Below are 16,232 nucleotides of genomic sequence, written 5' to 3'. Positions count from 1 at the left end.
GGCGCGGCATGAGCCGCGTCACGTCCCGCGCGGTGGGGGAACACCGACGCGCGCGGGACGTTGTAGAGGGTGTCGGTACGGCGGTGTCCCCGGGCCTCACCCCTTGCCTTCACGGAATACCGATCATGCTGGAGCCGTGTTGTGCCTTTCGCCGCGAGGCGACCCCCGTACCGACCCTGAACTCCCGCTTCCGCTCGCAGGTCTCCCCCCAGCCTTCGCCGAGCGGAAGCGGGACTTTACCTCAGCTGTCCGAAGTGGACGCTTCAGCCGGAGTACGCCGGCGGATCAGCCAGGTGCCGGCGAAGGCGAGCAAGCCGAAGACCCCGGCGACCACGAAAGCGGCCCGCAACCCCGAACCGTCCGGGGTGCCCGCCGTGGTGTCGTGGCTGCCGAGCGTCGCCACGCTGATGAACACCGCGGTCCCGAGCGCCCCGGCCACCTGCTGCAGTGTCGAGAGGATCGCACTGCCGTGCGGGTAAAGGTGATCGGGCAGCGCGCCGAGCGACTCGGTGAACAACGGCGTCATCATCAGCCCGAGCCCGGCCATCAGCAGCACGTGGATCCCGATCACCGCGATCAGCGGCGACGTCGGCCCCAGCACGGTGAACAGCCACAGCGAAGCGGCCATCGCCGCCGCCCCGGGAATGACGAGCGGCCGCGCGCCGACCTTGTCGAACAACGCGCCGACCGGGCGGCCCAGCAGGCCCAGCACCAGCCCGCCCGGCAGCACGGCCAGGCCGCTGACGAACGTGCTGGTGTGCAGCACCGTCTGCAGGTACAGCGGCAGCAGGATCGCCGCCCCGCCGATCAGGCACACGAACAGCAGCGCGGTCAGCACCAGCGCGACCACGAAACTGCGGTACGTGAACGGCCGCAGGTCGAGCAGGGCGCGCTCCCGGCGCTGCAGCCGCAGCTGACGCCAGACGAAAACGGCCAGCGCGACGACACCGACGACGATCGACACCCACGGCGGCACCGGCGGCTCGGCACCGGCCGGCTCACCGGTCGACGACAGGCCGTACAGCACACCGCCGAACCCGATCGCGGACAGCAGCACCGACGGCACGTCCAGCGGCACCTGACGGCGTTCGCTGTCGATGCGCAGCAGCAGCCCCCCGGCCACCAGCGCGGCGACCGCCAGCGGCAGCACGATCCAGAACATCCAGCGCCAGCCGAGCGACAGCACCGCGCCGCCGATGGTCGGCCCGATCGCCGGCGCGACCGCGATGACGATGGTGATCGTGCCCATCGTCGCGCCCCGCCGCTCCGGCGGCACCAGCCGCATCACCGTCGTCATCAGCAGCGGCAGCATCACCGCCGTGCCGCACGCCTGCACCACGCGCCCGGCCATCAGCATCCCGAACCCGGGCGCGAGCGCGCACAAGAGCGTGCCGAGGCTGAACGCCGACAGCGAGAAGAGGAACACCTGCCGCGGCGAGAACCGCTCCAGCAGGAACCCGGTCGTGGGAATGACGACGGCCATGGTCAGCAGGAACCCGCTGGTCAGCCACTGCACCGTCGTGGTCGGGACACGGAGGTCGACGGTCAGCTCACGCAGCGCGACACTGAGGATCGTCTCGTTGAGGATCATCACGAACGCGGAGAGCACGAGAACCCCGATGAGGAGTCCCGAGCGCGCCGGGGGGCGGTGCACGTCGGCGGAAGAGGTGGACACGGTTTCGGTCATCGAGGCGGAAGCTCTCCTGGTCGGCCGCGCCGGCGGGGTGGCCGCCTTCGGCGCCGGCGACGGTCGGGGGTGAAGGCGGATGTCCTCCGCAGTCTGCCCGTTTCCGCACGTTCGTGTCACGACGTTTTCGCAGGCGGCGGAGACACCGGACCCCCTGCACGGGCCCTCCGGGCGTCCGATATGCTTTCCGCCAGTACGAAGTTCCGCAGCGCGCGATTAGCTCAGCGGGAGAGCGCTTCCCTGACACGGAAGAGGTCACTGGTTCAATCCCAGTATCGCGCACCACGAGTCCGCCCCCTCGGACCTCGTGGAAGTTCGTACGACGGGCGATTAGCTCAGGGGGAGAGCGCTTCGTTCACACCGAAGAGGTCACTGGTTCGATCCCAGTATCGCCCACTCGATTCGGGGTAGCCCCTGTTCGCGGAACGCGCGAACAGGGGCTCTCTCGTTCTGTGTCCTGTGGGGGCCGAGCCCCCACACCCCCGCCGGGGGCAAGCCCCCGGACCCCCACGCGTGGTTGCGTTGGGTGGTTGTGCTCGCTGCCCGTACTGCGGCGCCTTGGCACGCTCCGTATAGCTGAGATAGCCGTCCGCGACGGTGAGTGCCGCGCGGAACAGGAGCTGATCCGTGTTAAGGGGGTCTCGCAGTACCTTGATCAGCAGGGTCTCCCGGACGTCCGGGACGCCTGTCAACCTGGGTTGGTCGTCAGCACATCTTCGTGACAAAACGATGGAGACTCATGGCCAACAACCCATTCACCAGTCACTCGGATCTTTTCGATCTGAGGGGGAAATACGCACTTGTCACTGGTGGCACCCAGGGCATTGGGAAGGGGTGACCAAGATCGATCTGCGCACTGAGATCAAGGAATTCCTGAGCTCCCGTCGCGCGCGGATCGCGCCCGAGCGGGCCGGACTGCCCGCCCACGGCGGCAACCGCCGGGTCAAAGGTCTGCGCCGCGAAGAGGTGGCTCTGCTGGCCGGGGTATCGGTCGACTACTACGTGCGGATGGAGCGCGGCAGCCTCGCCGGCGCCTCCGACGGGGTGCTCGACGCGTTGGCCGTTGCCTTGCAACTCGACGAGGCCGAGCGCGATCACCTGTTCCACCTCGCGCGGCAGTCCAGGGCGCCCGGCGGTCGACGCCGCCGGCGACCCGCCTGCTCCTGAACGTCTACACCGCGGCCGCCGGCACGGCGGCCGCGGACGGTCTTGCCCTCTTGGCGTCGTGGGCCGCCGGCCAGGAAAGGCCGGCGACCGAGATTCAAGCACTCAGCTGATATTCCAAGCTTTTCAGGCAGTTCGAGTCGGCGATGCGGGTCCGTCCACTTCGGACTCTCACAGCAGCCTGCGCTGGATGACGTCCGCGATGATCGTGTCCACCAGACCGGCCAGCTCGGTGTCCTCGGGGAGGGTGCCCCGGCGGCGGCCCGCGAACAGGAGGTGCCCGGCTCCGATCAGGGAGAGCGCCAGGGAATCCACGTCCGCGTCGACCGCGATGCGGCCCTGTTCGCGCTCGGCCGCCAAGTAGCCCGCGAGCATCTCCCGGGCTTCCACCAGAAGGGGGAGGCCGTCACCTGTTCGGCGTAGGCGGTTGCGTAGTTCGTCGCGGGAAAACACCAGGCTCGTCAGTGCCAGCGACAGCGGGTTGAACACCTCCGTCAGCGCGTCGACGAGGTTCTCGGCGACCGTCCGGGTTCCGGCCGAGGCCTGGAGGAGTGCCGCTTGGTCCGCCAGCCGGGTGATGCGGTCGGTCACCAGCTCGGCCAGGAATGCGTCGAAGTCCGTGAAATGGCGGTGCAGCACGCCCTTCGCGACGTCGGCTTCGGCCGTGACCGCCCGGCTCGTCAGCGCGTTCGGGCCGTCGCGTAGCAGGACCCGCGCGGCCGCGTCGAACAGCTGCTTGCGCACGTCGCGCAGGTGGACCCCGGTCGGCATGCCCCCATTCTCCGTTACGCCCGTGGCGAACGCCCACGCGGTTGCCCGAGTGGGCGAGTGCCCACTAAAGTGGGCGCATGCCCACTCAACCCCATGAGGCCCGCCGGATGGCCGAATCGTTCGGTGTCGATCCCGGACGCTACGACCGTGCCCGCCCAGGTTATCCACCCGAACTGGTGAACCGGATCGTCGCCGAGAGTCCCGGTTCCGGCTTCCTCGACGTCGGGTGCGGTACCGGTATCGAAGCGCGGCAGTTCCGGGAGGCGGGGTGCCGGGTGCTCGGCGTCGATCCTGATGTGCGGATGGCCGCCTTCGCGCGGGGCGCCGGGATCGACGTCGAGGTCGCGACCTTCGAGGACTGGGAACCCGCCGGGCGGACCTTCGACGCGGTCGTCTCGGGGCAGGCCTGGCACTGGGTCGATCCCGTCGCGGGTCCGGTGAAGGCGGCCGGGGTGCTCCGTCCTGGTGGGCTGCTCGCCGTGTTCGCGCACGTGTTCCAGCCGCCGGCCGTGGTGGCGGAGGCGCTTGCGGACGCCTTCCGGCGCCTCGTGCCCGGGTCGCCGTTCGCGGGGGAGTCGAGGAGCGCCGCCGAGATCTACGACGTCATGTTCGCGAAGTTCGCCGACGGGATCCGCGACGCCGGTGGCTTCGGTGAGCCCGAGCGGTGGCGGTTCGGGTGGGAGCGGTCCTACACCCGTGACGAATGGCTGGACTTCCTGCCGACGACCGGTGGCCTGACCCGGCTGGCCCCGGACGCGCTGGCGGCCGTGCTCGACGGCGTCGGGGCGGCCATCGACGGGCTCGGCGGCGGGTTCGTGCTGCCGTACACGACGCTCGCGGTCGTCGCGCGGAAGGCGTGACGAAAAAGTTGTCGGTGGGAAGTTGGGGACCCTCGAGCCACGGCGATCGCGCGGCTCGTCACCAAGGGGGCCGAGTTCGTCGCCGCGCACCACGGCGAAGGCGAGATCCACCTCTACGGCCTGGCCGCCCGGGGGTGACCCGGGCCGCCAGACCGCGTCAGGCAGCAGGCGTGATCGGGCCGAGGAACGTGCCGCCGGAGACGTCCAGCGTGCGGCCGGTGATCCAGCGGCCGTCCGGCCCGGCCAGGAACCCGACCACGTCGGCCACGTCTTCGGGCTCGCCGATCCGGCCCAGCGCGGTCATCGCGGTGAGGCCGGCCGCCGCCTCCGGAATCGCCAGCATCGGCTCGGTCATGTCCGTCCGGATCGGCCCGGGCGCGACGGTGTTGACCGTGATCCCGCGGTGGCCGAGCTCGTTGGCCAGCGTCGGCGCGAGTGCCTCGACCGCGGCTTTGCTGACCGTGTAACCGATCTGGCTCTGCACGGCGATCCGCGTGGCCATCGAGCCGACGACGACGATCCGGCCGCCCTCGTTGAGCACCGGCATCAGACGGCGGATCAGCAGCGTCGGCGTCTTGACGTTGACCTCCAGCAGCCGGTCCAGCTCCTCCTCGGTCAGCTGCCCGATCGTGCTGTGCGAGCTGATGCCGGCGTTGTTGACCAGGATGTCCAGGCCGTCGCCGAACGCGTCGCCGACCGCGTCGGCCAGCCGGTCGACGGCGCCTGCTTCACAGAAGCGGGCGCACACCGTGAAGGCGCGGCCGCCCGCTTCCTCGATCAGGGCGACGGTCTCCTTGGCCGCGACCTCGTTGCCGCTGCAGTGCACGGCGACCACAGCGCCGTCCGCGGCGAGCCGCCGGGCGATCGCGCGGCCGATGCCCCGCGAAGCCCCCGTCACCAAAGCGTTCCTGCTCGTCATTTCCGGCTCCTGAAGGTCGGTGCGGGCCGTGGTGGCCCGGCGCTGACCGAAGGTTTCCGCCCGGCGCTGACCGGGCGCGCACCACGCGCGCACCGCCCGGCGGGCGGCCGGTCAGCGCGCCGCCGCGGCGGCTGGTTCCGGGGCTGCGGGGGCCGGAGCCGACGGCGGACGCCGCGGCAGGAAGGCGGCGACGGCCAGCGCGACGAGGGCCGCGGCCGCGCCCATCCCCAGCACGAGCCGGAAACCGTTCTGCGAAGGCAGGGTCACCGGCCCGAACTCGATCGTCAGCCGGGCGAGCACCAGGCCCGCGGTGGCGCTGGAGACCGACGTGCCGATCGACCGCATCAGCGTGTTGAGGCTGTTGGCGGCCGCGGTCTCGGACACCGGCACGGCCCCCATCACGAGCGCGGGCATGGCGCCGTAGGCGAGCCCGATGCCGGCCCCGATGACGCTCGAGACCAGCACGAGGTGCCAGGTCGCGCTCATCAGCACGATGCCGAGGGCGTACCCGGCGGCCACGACCACCGCGCCGAGCATCAGCGTCGTCTTCGGGCCGCGCGTGGCCGTGATGCGCGCGGACACCGGCGCGAGCGCCATCATCACCAGCCCGGACGGCGCCATCACCAAGCCCACCGCCAGCATCGACTTGCCGAGGCCGTAGCCGGTGGCCGACGGCAGCTGCAGCAGCTGTGGCAGGACCAGCGACATCGCGAACATCGCGAAGCCGAACACCGCCGACGCGATGTTCGTCAGCAGCACCTGGCGCCGCGCGGTCGTCCGCAGGTCCACGAGCGGCTGCGCGGTCCGCAGCTCCCACCGGCCCCAGAGCAGGAGGACGACGACCGCGCCGACCAGCAGGCCCAGCGTGGCCGGGCTGCCCCAGCCCCAGTCGGCGCCCTTCGAGATCGCCAGTAGCAGGCACACCAGCGCGATCGAGAGGCCGGCCGCGCCGGGCACGTCGAAGCGGCCGCCGGTGCGCACCGGCGACTCCGGCACGAGGGCCACGACGAGCGCGGTCACGACCAGGCCGAGCCCGGCCGCGGTCCAGAAGAGCACGTGCCAGTCGGTGTTTTCGGCCAGCAGGGCGGCCGCGGGCAGGCCGAGCGCGCCGCCGACGCCGAGTGACGCGCTCATCAGCGCGGTGGCGGAGCCGAGCCGCTCGGCGGGCAACTCGTCCCGCATGATGCTGATCCCCAGCGGGATGACGCCGGCGGCGAGGCCCTGCAGCGTGCGCCCGGCGACCATCGGTACGAGGCTGTCGGAAAGCGCGCCGATCGCCGAGCCCGCGACCAGTGCGCCGAGGCTGATGAGCAGCATCCGCCGCTTGCCGTACATGTCACCCAGCCGGCCCATGGTCGGGGTCGCCACCGCGCCCGCGAGCAGGGTGGCGGTGATGGCCCAGGTGGCGTCGGCGGCGGAGGCGTGCAGCAGCCGGGGCAGGGCCGGGATCAGCGGGATGACCAGCGTCTGCATCAGCGAGACGGTGATGCCCGCGAGGGCGAGGACCGCGACGACGACGTTCGCGCGCGGCGACGCCTCCGGGGCGGATCTGGATGAGTCGGGCACGAGCGGGCCTCCGTCGGAATGGCATTTAAATCAGTCGCTTGACTTAGCGTAGCAGTCTCGGTTGACTGATCGCGAACTGACAGCCACCGCGGAGGAAACATGACCAGTACCGCCGAGATCCCCGCCTTCCCGATGACCCGCGCCGCGGGCTGCCCCTTCGACCCGCCGCCCGTCGCCCGCGCGCTGCAGGAGGAGGCGCCGCTCGCGCGCGTCCGGCTGTGGGACGACAGCACGCCGTGGCTGGTGACCCGCTACGCCGAACAACGGGCACTGCTGGCCGACCCGCGCGTCAGCGCCGACATCACCCGGCCCGGCTACCCGAGCCCGGCGCCGCTGCCGAAGGGCGGCACCGGGATCGGCTTCATCCTGATGGACAACCCGGAGCACGCGCGGCTGCGCAAGATGGTGACCGCGCCGTTCACGATCCGCCGGGTCGCCGCGATGCGCCCGGCCGTGCAGAAGATCGTCGACGACCTGATCGACGAGCTGCTGGCCGGCCCGAACCCCGTCGACCTCGTCGAGGCGTTCGCGCTGCCGGTGCCGTCACTGGTGATCTGTGAACTGCTCGGCGTGCCGTACGCCGACCACGACTTCTTCCAGGAGAACAGCAAGGTCATCATCCGCCGCGACGCGCGGCCCGAGGAGCGGGCCGCCGGGCACCAGGCGCTGATCGGCTACCTCGACGAGCTGATGGGGGAGAAGCTCGCGCGGCCCGCCGGCGACCTGCTCTCCGGCCTCGCCGCGCGCGTCGAAGCGGGGGAGCTCACCCGGGCCGAAGCGGCGCAGATGGGGGTGCTCCTGCTCATCGCCGGCCACGAAACGACGGCGAACATGATCGCGCTGGGCACCCTCGCCCTGCTGGAGCACCCGGACCAGCTGGCCCTGCTGCGCGACGGCGACAGCGACGGCGACAACCCGGGCCTGGTCGCCTCGGCGGTCGAAGAACTGTTGCGCTACCTGAACATCACGCACAACGGCCGCCGCCGCGTCGCGCTGGAGGACATCGAGATCGCCGGCCGGGTGATCCGCGCGGGCGAGGGCCTGATCATGGCCAACGACATCGCCAACCGCGACCCCGCGGTCTTCCCCGACGGCGACCGGCTGGACCTGAGCCGCGACTCGCACCGGCACGTCGCCTTCGGCTTCGGCGTCCACCAGTGCCTCGGCCAGCCGCTGGCCCGGCTCGAGCTGCAGGTCGTGTACAGCACGCTGTACCGGCGGATCCCGACGCTCGCGCTCGCCACCGACGTCGAGAAGATCTCGTTCAAGCACGACGGATCGGTGTACGGCGTCTACGAGCTGCCGGTCACCTGGTCGTGAATGGTAAGGCGGGGTGGAACCCGCCTTACCACTCACGACCGGGCGGGCTCAGACGCTGCGCAGCACCGACACGACCGTGCCGAGGATCACCGCGCGGTCGCCGTCGATGACGTCGTAGGCCGGGTTGCGGGGCTCGAGGTACACGTGCCCGTCGCGGCGGCGGTAGACCTTCACCGTCGCCTCCTCGTCGATCATCGCCGCGACGATCTGCCCCGAGTGCGCTTCGGACTGCTGCTTCACCACGACGATGTCGCCGTCGCAGATGGCCGCGTCGATCATCGAGTCGCCGCGGACGCGCAGCCCGAAGACGGTGCCCCGGCCGGTCAGGTCGCGCGGCAGCTTGAGGACGTCGTCGACGTGCTCGACCGCCGAGATCGGCGTGCCGGCGGCGATGTCGCCGACCACGGGCACCGGCACCGAGTCGCTGTCCTCGGCGGAAGCGCTGCCGTGCAGGAACGCGCGCACGTCCATCGGGCGCGACACGGTCGCGCCGCGGCGGAGGAAGCCCTTGTCTTCGAGGGCGGCCAGGTGCTTCGAGACCGAAGACGTCGACTGCAGGCCGACGGCTTCGCCGATGTCCCGCGTGCTGGGGGAGTAGCCGTGCTGGACCACCCAGTCCCGGATCGCGACCAGGATCCGCTGCTGCCGCTGGGGCAGGGCCGAAGGGTCGAGGTGCTCGAAGGTGTCGTCGTAGGTGGTCACCGGCGGAATCCTAGAGGCAGCGGCCCGTCCGCCGCCGCCCGGTCCCGGCGCGTGGCGCGCGCGCGAGCGTCCACTGTGGCCGGTTCGCCCGCCGGACTTCACCCGTCCGGGGACGTGCCCACCCCTCGATGGCACGTCCCCGGACGGGCCGGCTACCCCGTGTTTCGCCTGCGGGCGCGATCCACCAGACGCTCCAGCCGCCGTCGCCAGCGCCGGGCCGCCGCGAACTCGTGCTGGACCTCGGTGATGCGGGTCCGGACGTAGGTGTGGTCGATCATCACTGCTCCTTCGGCCGCCGTTCGGTGTCTTCACGGTGGGCCGGAGCCCTTCGGAAAACCTTGGAGAGGCCTTGTCCGGACGCCGCCGATCCGCTAGGTCTGGTGGCAGGGAGGGATCGTGGTGGCAGACCTGCGGGTGCTGGGGACCCTCGAGGTCGTGGCCGGGGGCACCCGGCTCGACGTCGGGCACGCGCGTCAGCGTGACGTCCTGGCCGTGCTGCTCCTCGACGTCGGCCAGGTGGTGCCGGTCGACCGGCTCGTCGACCGCGTGTGGGGAGAGCGGCCGCCCCGGCAGCCGAGAAACACCCTTTACGGCTACGTCTCCCGGCTGCGCGGGGTCCTGGCCGCACTGGACGGCGTGACGATCGAGCGCGACCGCGGCGGCTACGTCCTCGCCGCCGATCCGCTGACCGTGGACGTCCACCGGTTCGAAAGCCTGCTCCGGCAGGCGCGGACGACGGCGGACGACCACGCGGCACTCGCGCTGTACGACGAAGCCTTGGCGCTGTGGCGGGGGACGCCGCTCAGCGAGCTGGACTCGCCGTGGGTCGAGGGCGTCCGCGGCGAGCTGGAGCGCAAGCACGAAGCAGCTCTCCTGGACCGCGACGACCTCCGGCTGCGCACCGGCGCCCACGCCGCCGTGCTCGCCCGGTCCGGCCCGGACGGCGTGACCGGCGAACGGGCGGCGGCACAGCGGATCGAGGCGTTGTTCCTCGACGGACGCCCGGCCGACGCGCTGCGCGAGTACGAAAGGGTCCGGTCGCGCCTGGCGGACGAGCTCGGTGCCGACCCGGGACCCAGGCTGCGCGGCCTGCACGAACGCATCCTGGCCGGCGGGGGGCCGGACGCCGGGCGGCCGGTGCCCCGGCAGCTCCCGGCCGCGCCGTCCGCTTTCACCGGCCGTGTCGCGGAACTGGCGGCCCTCGACCGGATGCTCGCCTCCGAGGGGGCGGTGGCGGTGATCTCCGGCGCGGGTGGTCTCGGGAAGACCTGGCTGGCCGTGCGCTGGGCGACCGACCACGCGAGCCGGTTCCCCGACGGCCAGCTCCACGTCGACCTCCGCGGCTTCGACCCGGCCCGCGAACCGGTGCCCGTCGAGCGGGCCGTCCGCGGATTCCTCGGCGCGCTCGGCGTCGCCCCGGCGTCGATCCCGCCGGAGCCGGACGGGCAGGCCGCGCTGTACCGGACCCTCACGGCCGAGCGCCGGCTGCTCGTGGTGCTCGACAACGCGCGCGACACCGCACACGCCGCTCCGCTGTTGCCCGGCGGCTCCTCCTGTTCGGTCCTGATCACGAGCCGGCACGAGCTCGGCGGCCTGCTCACCACCCACGGCGCGAGCACGCTGCCCCTGCGCACTCTCGACGACCGCCAGGCGCGGGACCTGCTCGCCCACAAGCTGGGGGCGGCCCGGCTGGCCGAAGAACCCGACGCGGGCCGGGAAATCCTGCGCCAGTGCGGGGGAATGGCACTGGCACTGGCGATCGTCGCCGCCCGGGTGGCCGCGCGGCCGGGAAACCGCCTGGCCACGCTGGCCGCCGAACTGCGCGAAAGCCGGCTGGACGCCCTCGACACCGGGGAGCTGACCGCGAGCCTGCGCGCGGTGTTCGACGCCTCGTACCGCTCACTCGACCCGGGTTCCGCCTCCGCGTTCCGCCTGCTCGGGATGGTGCCCACCGGCGACGTCGAGCGCGCGGCCGCGATCGCCCTGCTCGGCGACGCGCGGCCCCTGCGCGTGCTGTGCGCCGCCAACCTCCTGGAGGAGAACCCGCCCGGCCGGTTCCGGATGCACGACCTCGTCAAGCTCTACGCCGCCGAGCTCGCGGCCCGGGACGACGCCGGTACCCGGCTCGCCGCGTGGACCCGGCTGTTCGACCACTACCTCTGCTGGGCCTCGGCGGCGATGGACCTGTTCTCACCCCACGAGCCCTACGTGCGGCCGCCGGCCGCGCAGTCGGCCGGGCCGCAACCGCGTTTCGCGGGCACCCAGGCCGAGCGGGCCTGGCTGGACGCCGAGCGGGCCACCATGCTGACGCTGGCCACGAGCGCCCCGGAAGCCCTGGCCGGGCACGTGGTCCGGTTGGCGGCGACGCTGTGGCGGTACCTGGACATCGCGGCGCACTACCACGAGGCACTCACCCTCCACACGGCCGCGCTCGCCGCGGCTCGCGCCGGCACGCTGGAAGAGGGTTTCGCTCGCCAGGCCGTCGGCGTGGCCCTGATCCGGCTCGGCCGCTACGACGAGGCCGCCGATCATCTCGCGCAGGCCCTGCCCGTCGCGCTGGACCAGGGGGACGACCTGCTCGAAAGCATGGTCCGCAACGCCGTCGCCACCATCGACGACATGCGCGGCCGGCGCCCGGCCGCCCGGGAGCAGTACGGGCTCGCCTTCGCCGCCGCCCGCCGGACCGGTCACGCGCTCCTGGAAGGGATCGCGCTGTGCAACCTCGGCGAGCACTACCGCTGGTGCGGTGACTACCGGACGGCGATCGACCACCTGGAACGCAGCGGCGCGATCGCGCAGGAACTGGGGTCGGCCGGACTCGGCGGACCGGTGCTCGCCGCGCTGGGCAGCACCTACGCCGCCCTGGGGCGGCAGGACGAAGCCGACGCCCACTTCCGCCGTGCGCTGGATTTCGCCAGGACCGGGAACGCGAACCTCGAAGTCGGGGCGCTCAACGACTTCGCGGACACGAAGACCGGCGCCGAGGCGATCGAGCGGTACGAGGTGGCGCTCGAGCTCGCCCGGCGGATCGGGCACTTGCACGAGCGCGCCCGGGCGCACCACGGCCTGGGGCGGGTGCACCTGGCGGACGGGCACGACACCGAAGCGAAAGCTCACCTGGAAGCGGCGTTGGCCGCGTACACCGCGCTCGGCACACCCGAGGCCGACGACGTGCGGGCCCTGCTGGACCGGTCCGGCGGTGCGACGACATGACACCCGGCGTCGTCATCCGGCTCCGGCCGCCCGACGTCGCCGGGCCGCTGCGCATCGGTGCCACCGGCGAAGAAACCCTCGAGGCGCTCCGGCGGCTCGGCGACCCCGTCTTCCTGTGCGGGTTCCGCGGCGGCCGCCCGGGATGGGGCGTCGACCGGCCGTCGGGCCTGTCCATCGGCTGCCACTTCGACGAGGCCGACCGCGTCGAAGCGATCCAGCTCGGCAGCCCCGACCGCGCGGACGCGGTGATCTACAACGGGCTCGACCTCTTCCGGATCCCGGCCGACGAAGTCGTCGCCGCGCTCCGCGCGAGAACGGCTGTCACCGAGGAGGAGAACGGGCACACCTACCTCGCCCGCGGTCTTTCCCTGTCTCTCTGGCGACCCGTGACACCGGAAGAACCCGGCGGTGAGGACGAAGACCGGGACGGACGTTTCTTCGCCACCGCGCTCCTCGCGTTGCCCGGGTATCGGAGGCTGTACAGCGCGACCGGGATGCCGGACAGTACCTGACGAGCCATCGGCCAGGAGGTGTGATGACCGGCGAGGAAATCGTGCTCGGTCCCCTGCCCAAGGGGATCACGCCCGCCCGCGAGGGGATGCGGAAGAAGGTGTGGAACGTGCTCGGCCACACCTATTCCCTGAAAGCCGTGAGTGAATCGAGTTTCGCCTTCGAAACCTTCGACCCGCCCGGCACCGGGGTACCACCGCACGTGCACCCGACCCAGGACGAGCACATCTACGTCCTGGAGGGCGTGTTCACCCTCTACCTCGACGGCGAGTGGGAGACCGCCGGCCCCGGCGACACCGTCCGGCTGCCGAAAGGCCTTCCGCACGCCTACTACAACCGAGGCGAGGACATCACCCGGGGACTGTTCTGGGTGAGCCCGGCCGGCCGGCTGGCGCAGCTGTTCGACCGGCTGCACGACCTGGCGGACCCGGCCGAGGTGGTCCGGTTGTCGGCGCTGCACGACGTCGACTTCCTGCCGCCGGGTTCGGTGGAGGGCGCCTGAACGATCCCGTACGCCGCCGCTGGGAAGGAGTCTTGGATGGCTCGGCTGGACCGGGACCGGACACCGGCGCTGTTCGCGGTGACTACGTCCGTCCTGAGCGGTGTCGTCCTGGCCGTCCTCACGAAAGGACTGCAGCTCGGCCTTTCCGCCGGCGCCACGCTTTTCTGGGCCGCGCTCGTTTCCGCCGTCGTCGCCGTCGCTTTCCGGGCCGCGTTCGCGGTGAAGGCGCGGAAACGGCCGGACACGGCTTTCCTGATGACGTCGGCGTTCGAGCAGAAATACTACGTCGCGGCGCTGGTGCAGCAGGTGCACCGCGCGTTGGACCGGGAAGACATCGATCTCGTGCTCAAGGTGCCGGACCGGGACTACGACGCGGGTGCGCAAGCCCATCACCTGCGTCGCATCGCGAGCAAGAAGCAGTGCTACCTCGGCGGCATCATCGTCGCCGGCGAGGTGGCCCGGCTGCGGGACGACCTGGCGGCGTTCTGCCGTGAAGCGCGCCTGCCGGTGGTGTTCTCCGATCTCGAACCCTTCCCCACCGAATCCGAATACCCGGACAAGACCGCGTTCCTCGGGTACGACACGGGCGAACTCGGGGAACTGGCCGGACAGTGGCTGGTCGCGCAGCTGCGTGGCCGGGACCGCCCGCGGGTGCTCATCATCGCCAGCCGGGAACACGACAGCAGGCAGAAACGCTGTGAAAAGGTGCTGCGCTCCGGGTTGCCCGACGTCGACGTCACCACCGACGACCGGTGCGAGTTCGTGCGGTCACGAGCCTGCAACGCGGTCCGGGCCCACCTCCGGCACCTGGAACCCGGCCGGCGCCTCGACGCGATCTTCTGCACCAACGACGAGATGGCGCTGGGCGCCGTCGACGCCCTCGCGGCAGCCGAGTCGGCGGCCACCCGGGCCACCGTCGTGATCGGCGTCGACGGTGTGCTGGAAGCCAGAACGCTGATCGACACCGGGGCCGGCCCGCTCCGGGCCACCGTCGTCCAGGACACCCACCGCCTGGCGGTGGGCGCCGTCGACCTGCTCGTCAAGATGCATCGCGGCGACGCCGTGCCCCGGCGCACGATCCTGAACGCGGAACTGTACGAGGCCGGCTGAGCCGACGGATCTTGTCGGTGCCGCCCGGCAACGGCGACGTGGTGGTGTGGCGCCTGGACGGCCCGGTCGTGCTCGGCCGCGTCCCGCACTTACGGGGTTTGTCGGCAGTGGTGTTCCAGGACGACCGGGGTGGCCGGACCCGTCTCGTGTGCTGGGCACGTGCGGGCCGGTCGGTTCGACCACCACGACCTGCCGGACTTCGTGGGTTACCGCCCGTTCGGCCTCGCCTTCTCGAGTGAGTCCGATGTGGACAGAGCCGCCGGGATCTCACGTCAGTTCGCGGAGTGCGGCCTGGCCGATCTGCTCACGGAGGCGGAACTTCTGGATCTTTCCCGAGCCGGTCAGCGGCAGCTCGGCGGCGGTGAACCAGCGGGCGGGTGTCCTGTGCGGGGCCAGGTTCGCGCGGCACAGGGCGTGCAGCTCGCCGACCGGCGGGACGTGGCCGGGGTCGGCGGGCACGACGACCGCGGCGACGATCTCGCCCCAGACCGGATCCGGCAGGCCGAGCACGGTGACGTCCCGGACGCTCGCGTGGGTGAACAGCACCTGCTCGATCTCGGTGGCGTAGATGTTCTCGCCGCCGCGGATGATCATGTCCTTCAGGCGGCCGGTGACGGTGAGGTAGCCGCGCTCGTCCAGCACGCCCAGGTCGCCGGTGTGCAGCCAGCCGTCCGCGTCGAGGGTTTCGGCGGTGCGTTCCGGCATGCCGAAGTAGCCGAGCATGCTCTGGTAGCCCCGCGCGCAGACCTCGCCGGGCCGGCCCACCGGCACGACCCGGCCGTCGAGCGGGTCCCGGATCGCCACTTCCAGCTGCGGCAGCGGGCGGCCGGCGGTGCCGGCCTTGTCCTCGGGCGTGTCGCCGGGACTGGTCTGGGTGACCACCGGGGACAGCTCGGTCTGGCCGTACACCGCGGTGAAGCGGGCGCCGAACCGCTCTTCGACCCGCTTCACCAGCTCGGGCGGGACGGGACTGCCGCCGGAGAGCACCAGTGAGAGCCGGGAGAGGTCGAACCCGTCGAGGCCGGGGTGGTTCAGCATCGCGATCAGCATGGTGGGCACGCCGGCCAGCAGGTCCGCTCGGTGTTCGGCGGCGGCGGTGAGCACCAGGGCGGGGTCGAACACCTGGCACAGCACGAGGGTGGCGCGCTGGTGCGCGCAGCCCAGGACGCCCATCGCGCAGCCCGCGGTGTGGAACAGCGGCATCGCCGAGGCCAGCGCGCCCCGGCGGGGCAGCCGCGTCCGGTCGATCATGAACCGGGCGTTGGTGACCAGGCCGCGGTGGTGCAGCAGCGCGCCCTTGGGAAAGCCGGTCGTGCCCGAGGTGTACTGGATCTGGGCGGCGTCATCGGGCCGGACCCGGGGCAGTGAGCCGGTTTCGCGATGGGCGCCCACCGTCTCCGGCCAGTCGGCGAAGCACAGGGTGGTGCGCAGCTCCGGCAGCCCCGCGCTCGCCTCGTGGATGATCGCGGTCATGTCGCTGCCGTGGAACCCGGCGGTGTGGACCACCCCGGCCGAGCGGGACTGCTCCAGCACGTACCGCAGTTCGGCCGCGCGCAGTGCCGGGTTCGCGGTCACCAGGACCAGGCCGGCCAGCGCCGCGCCGTACTGGAGGACCGTCCACTCGGGAATGTTGGGCGCCCAGACGGTGATCCGCTCGCCGGGGGAGAAGCGGCCCAGCAGCCAGTGCGCGCACTGCTCGGCGTCGTCGAGCAGCTGCCGGTAGGTCCACCGCCGGTCGCTCCGGTCCGCGCCGGCCAAGGACGGTGCGCCCGGCGGCGCCACCTCGACCAGGGCGAGCTGGTCTCCCGCGTCGGCGGCGGCCTCGCGCAGCAGGTCGCCGGTGGTCGTTTCCAGCACGGGCCGGCTCGTGTCCGCCGGCCAGTACGACTCCGTCAACGGTTCCATCGC

Annotated in this window: 13 protein-coding genes, 2 tRNA genes and 2 pseudogenes; 10 read left to right on the top strand and 7 right to left on the bottom strand. The window is 72.0% G+C overall.

The genetic code is table 11. The annotated features are described in order from the left end of the window. Positions 1-241 precede the first annotated feature (241 nt). Positions 242-1,687 carry a DHA2 family efflux MFS transporter permease subunit gene (locus CF165_RS21585; protein ID WP_093949328.1) on the bottom strand — a complete coding sequence of 482 codons (1,446 nt, stop codon included), beginning with the start codon at positions 1,685-1,687 and terminating at the stop codon, positions 242-244. A gap of 210 nt (positions 1,688-1,897) precedes the next feature. Between CF165_RS21585 and CF165_RS21580 the strand changes: the two genes are divergently transcribed. The 3 genes and pseudogenes from CF165_RS21580 to CF165_RS21570 form a co-directional block, all read left to right on the top strand. Further along, positions 1,898-1,972 (top strand) — tRNA-Val (locus CF165_RS21580). A 39-nt stretch (positions 1,973-2,011) separates the two neighbouring features. Continuing rightward, positions 2,012-2,083: transfer RNA gene (locus CF165_RS21575), tRNA-Val, on the top strand. 438 nt (positions 2,084-2,521) lie between these two features. Continuing rightward, a pseudogene (locus CF165_RS21570) lies at positions 2,522-2,845 on the top strand (helix-turn-helix domain-containing protein); the annotation flags it as partial. Positions 2,846-3,022: 177 nt separating this feature from the next. Here the strand turns inward: CF165_RS21570 and CF165_RS21565 are convergent. Then, entirely contained in the window at positions 3,023-3,622 is a 600-nt protein-coding gene (locus CF165_RS21565; RefSeq protein ID WP_093949327.1) for a TetR/AcrR family transcriptional regulator, read from the bottom strand. A 107-nt stretch (positions 3,623-3,729) separates the two neighbouring features. Between CF165_RS21565 and CF165_RS21560 the strand changes: the two genes are divergently transcribed. Next, positions 3,730-4,482 carry a class I SAM-dependent methyltransferase gene (locus CF165_RS21560; protein ID WP_093949326.1) on the top strand — a complete coding sequence of 251 codons (753 nt, stop codon included), beginning with the start codon at positions 3,730-3,732 and terminating at the stop codon, positions 4,480-4,482. A gap of 157 nt (positions 4,483-4,639) precedes the next feature. Here the strand turns inward: CF165_RS21560 and CF165_RS21550 are convergent, their stop codons facing one another. Continuing rightward, positions 4,640-5,401, bottom strand: coding sequence for an SDR family NAD(P)-dependent oxidoreductase (locus CF165_RS21550; protein WP_093949325.1), 762 nt, complete (start codon positions 5,399-5,401; stop codon positions 4,640-4,642). Positions 5,402-5,512: 111 nt separating this feature from the next. Then, positions 5,513-6,967 carry an MFS transporter gene (locus CF165_RS21545; RefSeq protein ID WP_093949324.1) on the bottom strand — a complete coding sequence of 485 codons (1,455 nt, stop codon included), beginning with the start codon at positions 6,965-6,967 and terminating at the stop codon, positions 5,513-5,515. A gap of 99 nt (positions 6,968-7,066) precedes the next feature. Between CF165_RS21545 and CF165_RS21540 the strand changes: the two genes are divergently transcribed. After that, complete coding sequence (locus CF165_RS21540) at positions 7,067-8,287, top strand: cytochrome P450 (RefSeq protein WP_093949323.1); 1,221 nt, start codon at positions 7,067-7,069, stop codon at positions 8,285-8,287. Positions 8,288-8,335: 48 nt separating this feature from the next. Here the strand turns inward: CF165_RS21540 and lexA are convergent, their stop codons facing one another. Together lexA and CF165_RS53450 are read right to left on the bottom strand one after the other, a co-directional pair. Beyond that, positions 8,336-8,989 (bottom strand): transcriptional repressor LexA, encoded by a 654-nt coding sequence (gene lexA / locus CF165_RS21535; protein ID WP_093949322.1) that lies wholly within the window; start codon positions 8,987-8,989, stop codon positions 8,336-8,338. A 152-nt stretch (positions 8,990-9,141) separates the two neighbouring features. Further along, the gene (locus CF165_RS53450; RefSeq protein WP_276209734.1) at positions 9,142-9,267 is read right to left on the bottom strand and encodes a hypothetical protein; all 126 of its coding nucleotides are present in this window, start codon (positions 9,265-9,267) and stop codon (positions 9,142-9,144) included. Between the two features lie 118 nt (positions 9,268-9,385). Between CF165_RS53450 and CF165_RS53445 the strand changes: the two are divergent. From CF165_RS53445 to CF165_RS21515, 5 genes and pseudogenes are all read left to right on the top strand, one after another. Next, a pseudogene (locus CF165_RS53445) lies at positions 9,386-11,896 on the top strand (AfsR/SARP family transcriptional regulator); the annotation flags it as partial. Between the two features lie 81 nt (positions 11,897-11,977). After that, complete coding sequence (locus CF165_RS54095; protein WP_439098515.1) at positions 11,978-12,202, top strand: hypothetical protein; 225 nt, start codon at positions 11,978-11,980, stop codon at positions 12,200-12,202. Next, positions 12,199-12,714: a hypothetical protein gene (locus CF165_RS21525; protein ID WP_093949321.1), complete on the top strand. Its 516-nt coding sequence runs from the start codon at positions 12,199-12,201 to the stop codon at positions 12,712-12,714. The genes CF165_RS54095 and CF165_RS21525 overlap by 4 nt, the downstream gene beginning before the upstream one ends. A gap of 23 nt (positions 12,715-12,737) precedes the next feature. Next, complete coding sequence (locus CF165_RS21520) at positions 12,738-13,214, top strand: cupin domain-containing protein (protein WP_093949320.1); 477 nt, start codon at positions 12,738-12,740, stop codon at positions 13,212-13,214. A gap of 36 nt (positions 13,215-13,250) precedes the next feature. Then, the gene (locus tag CF165_RS21515) at positions 13,251-14,324 is read left to right on the top strand and encodes a sugar ABC transporter substrate-binding protein (protein WP_093949319.1); all 1,074 of its coding nucleotides are present in this window, start codon (positions 13,251-13,253) and stop codon (positions 14,322-14,324) included. A 267-nt stretch (positions 14,325-14,591) separates the two neighbouring features. Here the strand turns inward: CF165_RS21515 and CF165_RS21510 are convergent, their stop codons facing one another. Continuing rightward, on the bottom strand, positions 14,592-16,229 hold the full coding sequence (locus CF165_RS21510; protein ID WP_093949318.1) for an AMP-binding protein: 1,638 nt from the start codon (positions 16,227-16,229) through the stop codon (positions 14,592-14,594). Positions 16,230-16,232: the final 3 nt, after the last annotated feature.

It is taken from the genome of Amycolatopsis vastitatis (assembly GCF_002234595.1).
GTDB lineage: Bacteria > Actinomycetota > Actinomycetes > Mycobacteriales > Pseudonocardiaceae > Amycolatopsis > Amycolatopsis vastitatis.
The sequence above is the reverse complement of the archived record's forward strand: the minus strand, read 5'-3'. Positions and strand labels throughout refer to the sequence as shown.

Excerpts from the sequence above, each read along its gene's own strand:
- CF165_RS21510 (WP_093949318.1), bottom strand. The coding sequence starts at position 16,229 with ATGGAACCGTTGACGGAGTCGTACTGGCCGGCGGACACGAGCCGGCCC.
- CF165_RS21540 (WP_093949323.1), top strand. The coding sequence starts at position 7,067 with ATGACCAGTACCGCCGAGATCCCCGCCTTCCCGATGACCCGCGCCGCG.
- CF165_RS21560 (WP_093949326.1), top strand. The coding sequence starts at position 3,730 with ATGGCCGAATCGTTCGGTGTCGATCCCGGACGCTACGACCGTGCCCGC.
- CF165_RS21585 (WP_093949328.1), bottom strand. The coding sequence starts at position 1,687 with ATGACCGAAACCGTGTCCACCTCTTCCGCCGACGTGCACCGCCCCCCG.
- CF165_RS53450 (WP_276209734.1), bottom strand. The coding sequence starts at position 9,267 with ATGATCGACCACACCTACGTCCGGACCCGCATCACCGAGGTCCAGCAC.
- CF165_RS21565 (WP_093949327.1), bottom strand. The coding sequence starts at position 3,622 with ATGCCGACCGGGGTCCACCTGCGCGACGTGCGCAAGCAGCTGTTCGAC.
- CF165_RS21550 (WP_093949325.1), bottom strand. The coding sequence starts at position 5,401 with ATGACGAGCAGGAACGCTTTGGTGACGGGGGCTTCGCGGGGCATCGGC.
- CF165_RS21520 (WP_093949320.1), top strand. The coding sequence starts at position 12,738 with ATGACCGGCGAGGAAATCGTGCTCGGTCCCCTGCCCAAGGGGATCACG.
- CF165_RS21515 (WP_093949319.1), top strand. The coding sequence starts at position 13,251 with ATGGCTCGGCTGGACCGGGACCGGACACCGGCGCTGTTCGCGGTGACT.
- CF165_RS21525 (WP_093949321.1), top strand. The coding sequence starts at position 12,199 with ATGACACCCGGCGTCGTCATCCGGCTCCGGCCGCCCGACGTCGCCGGG.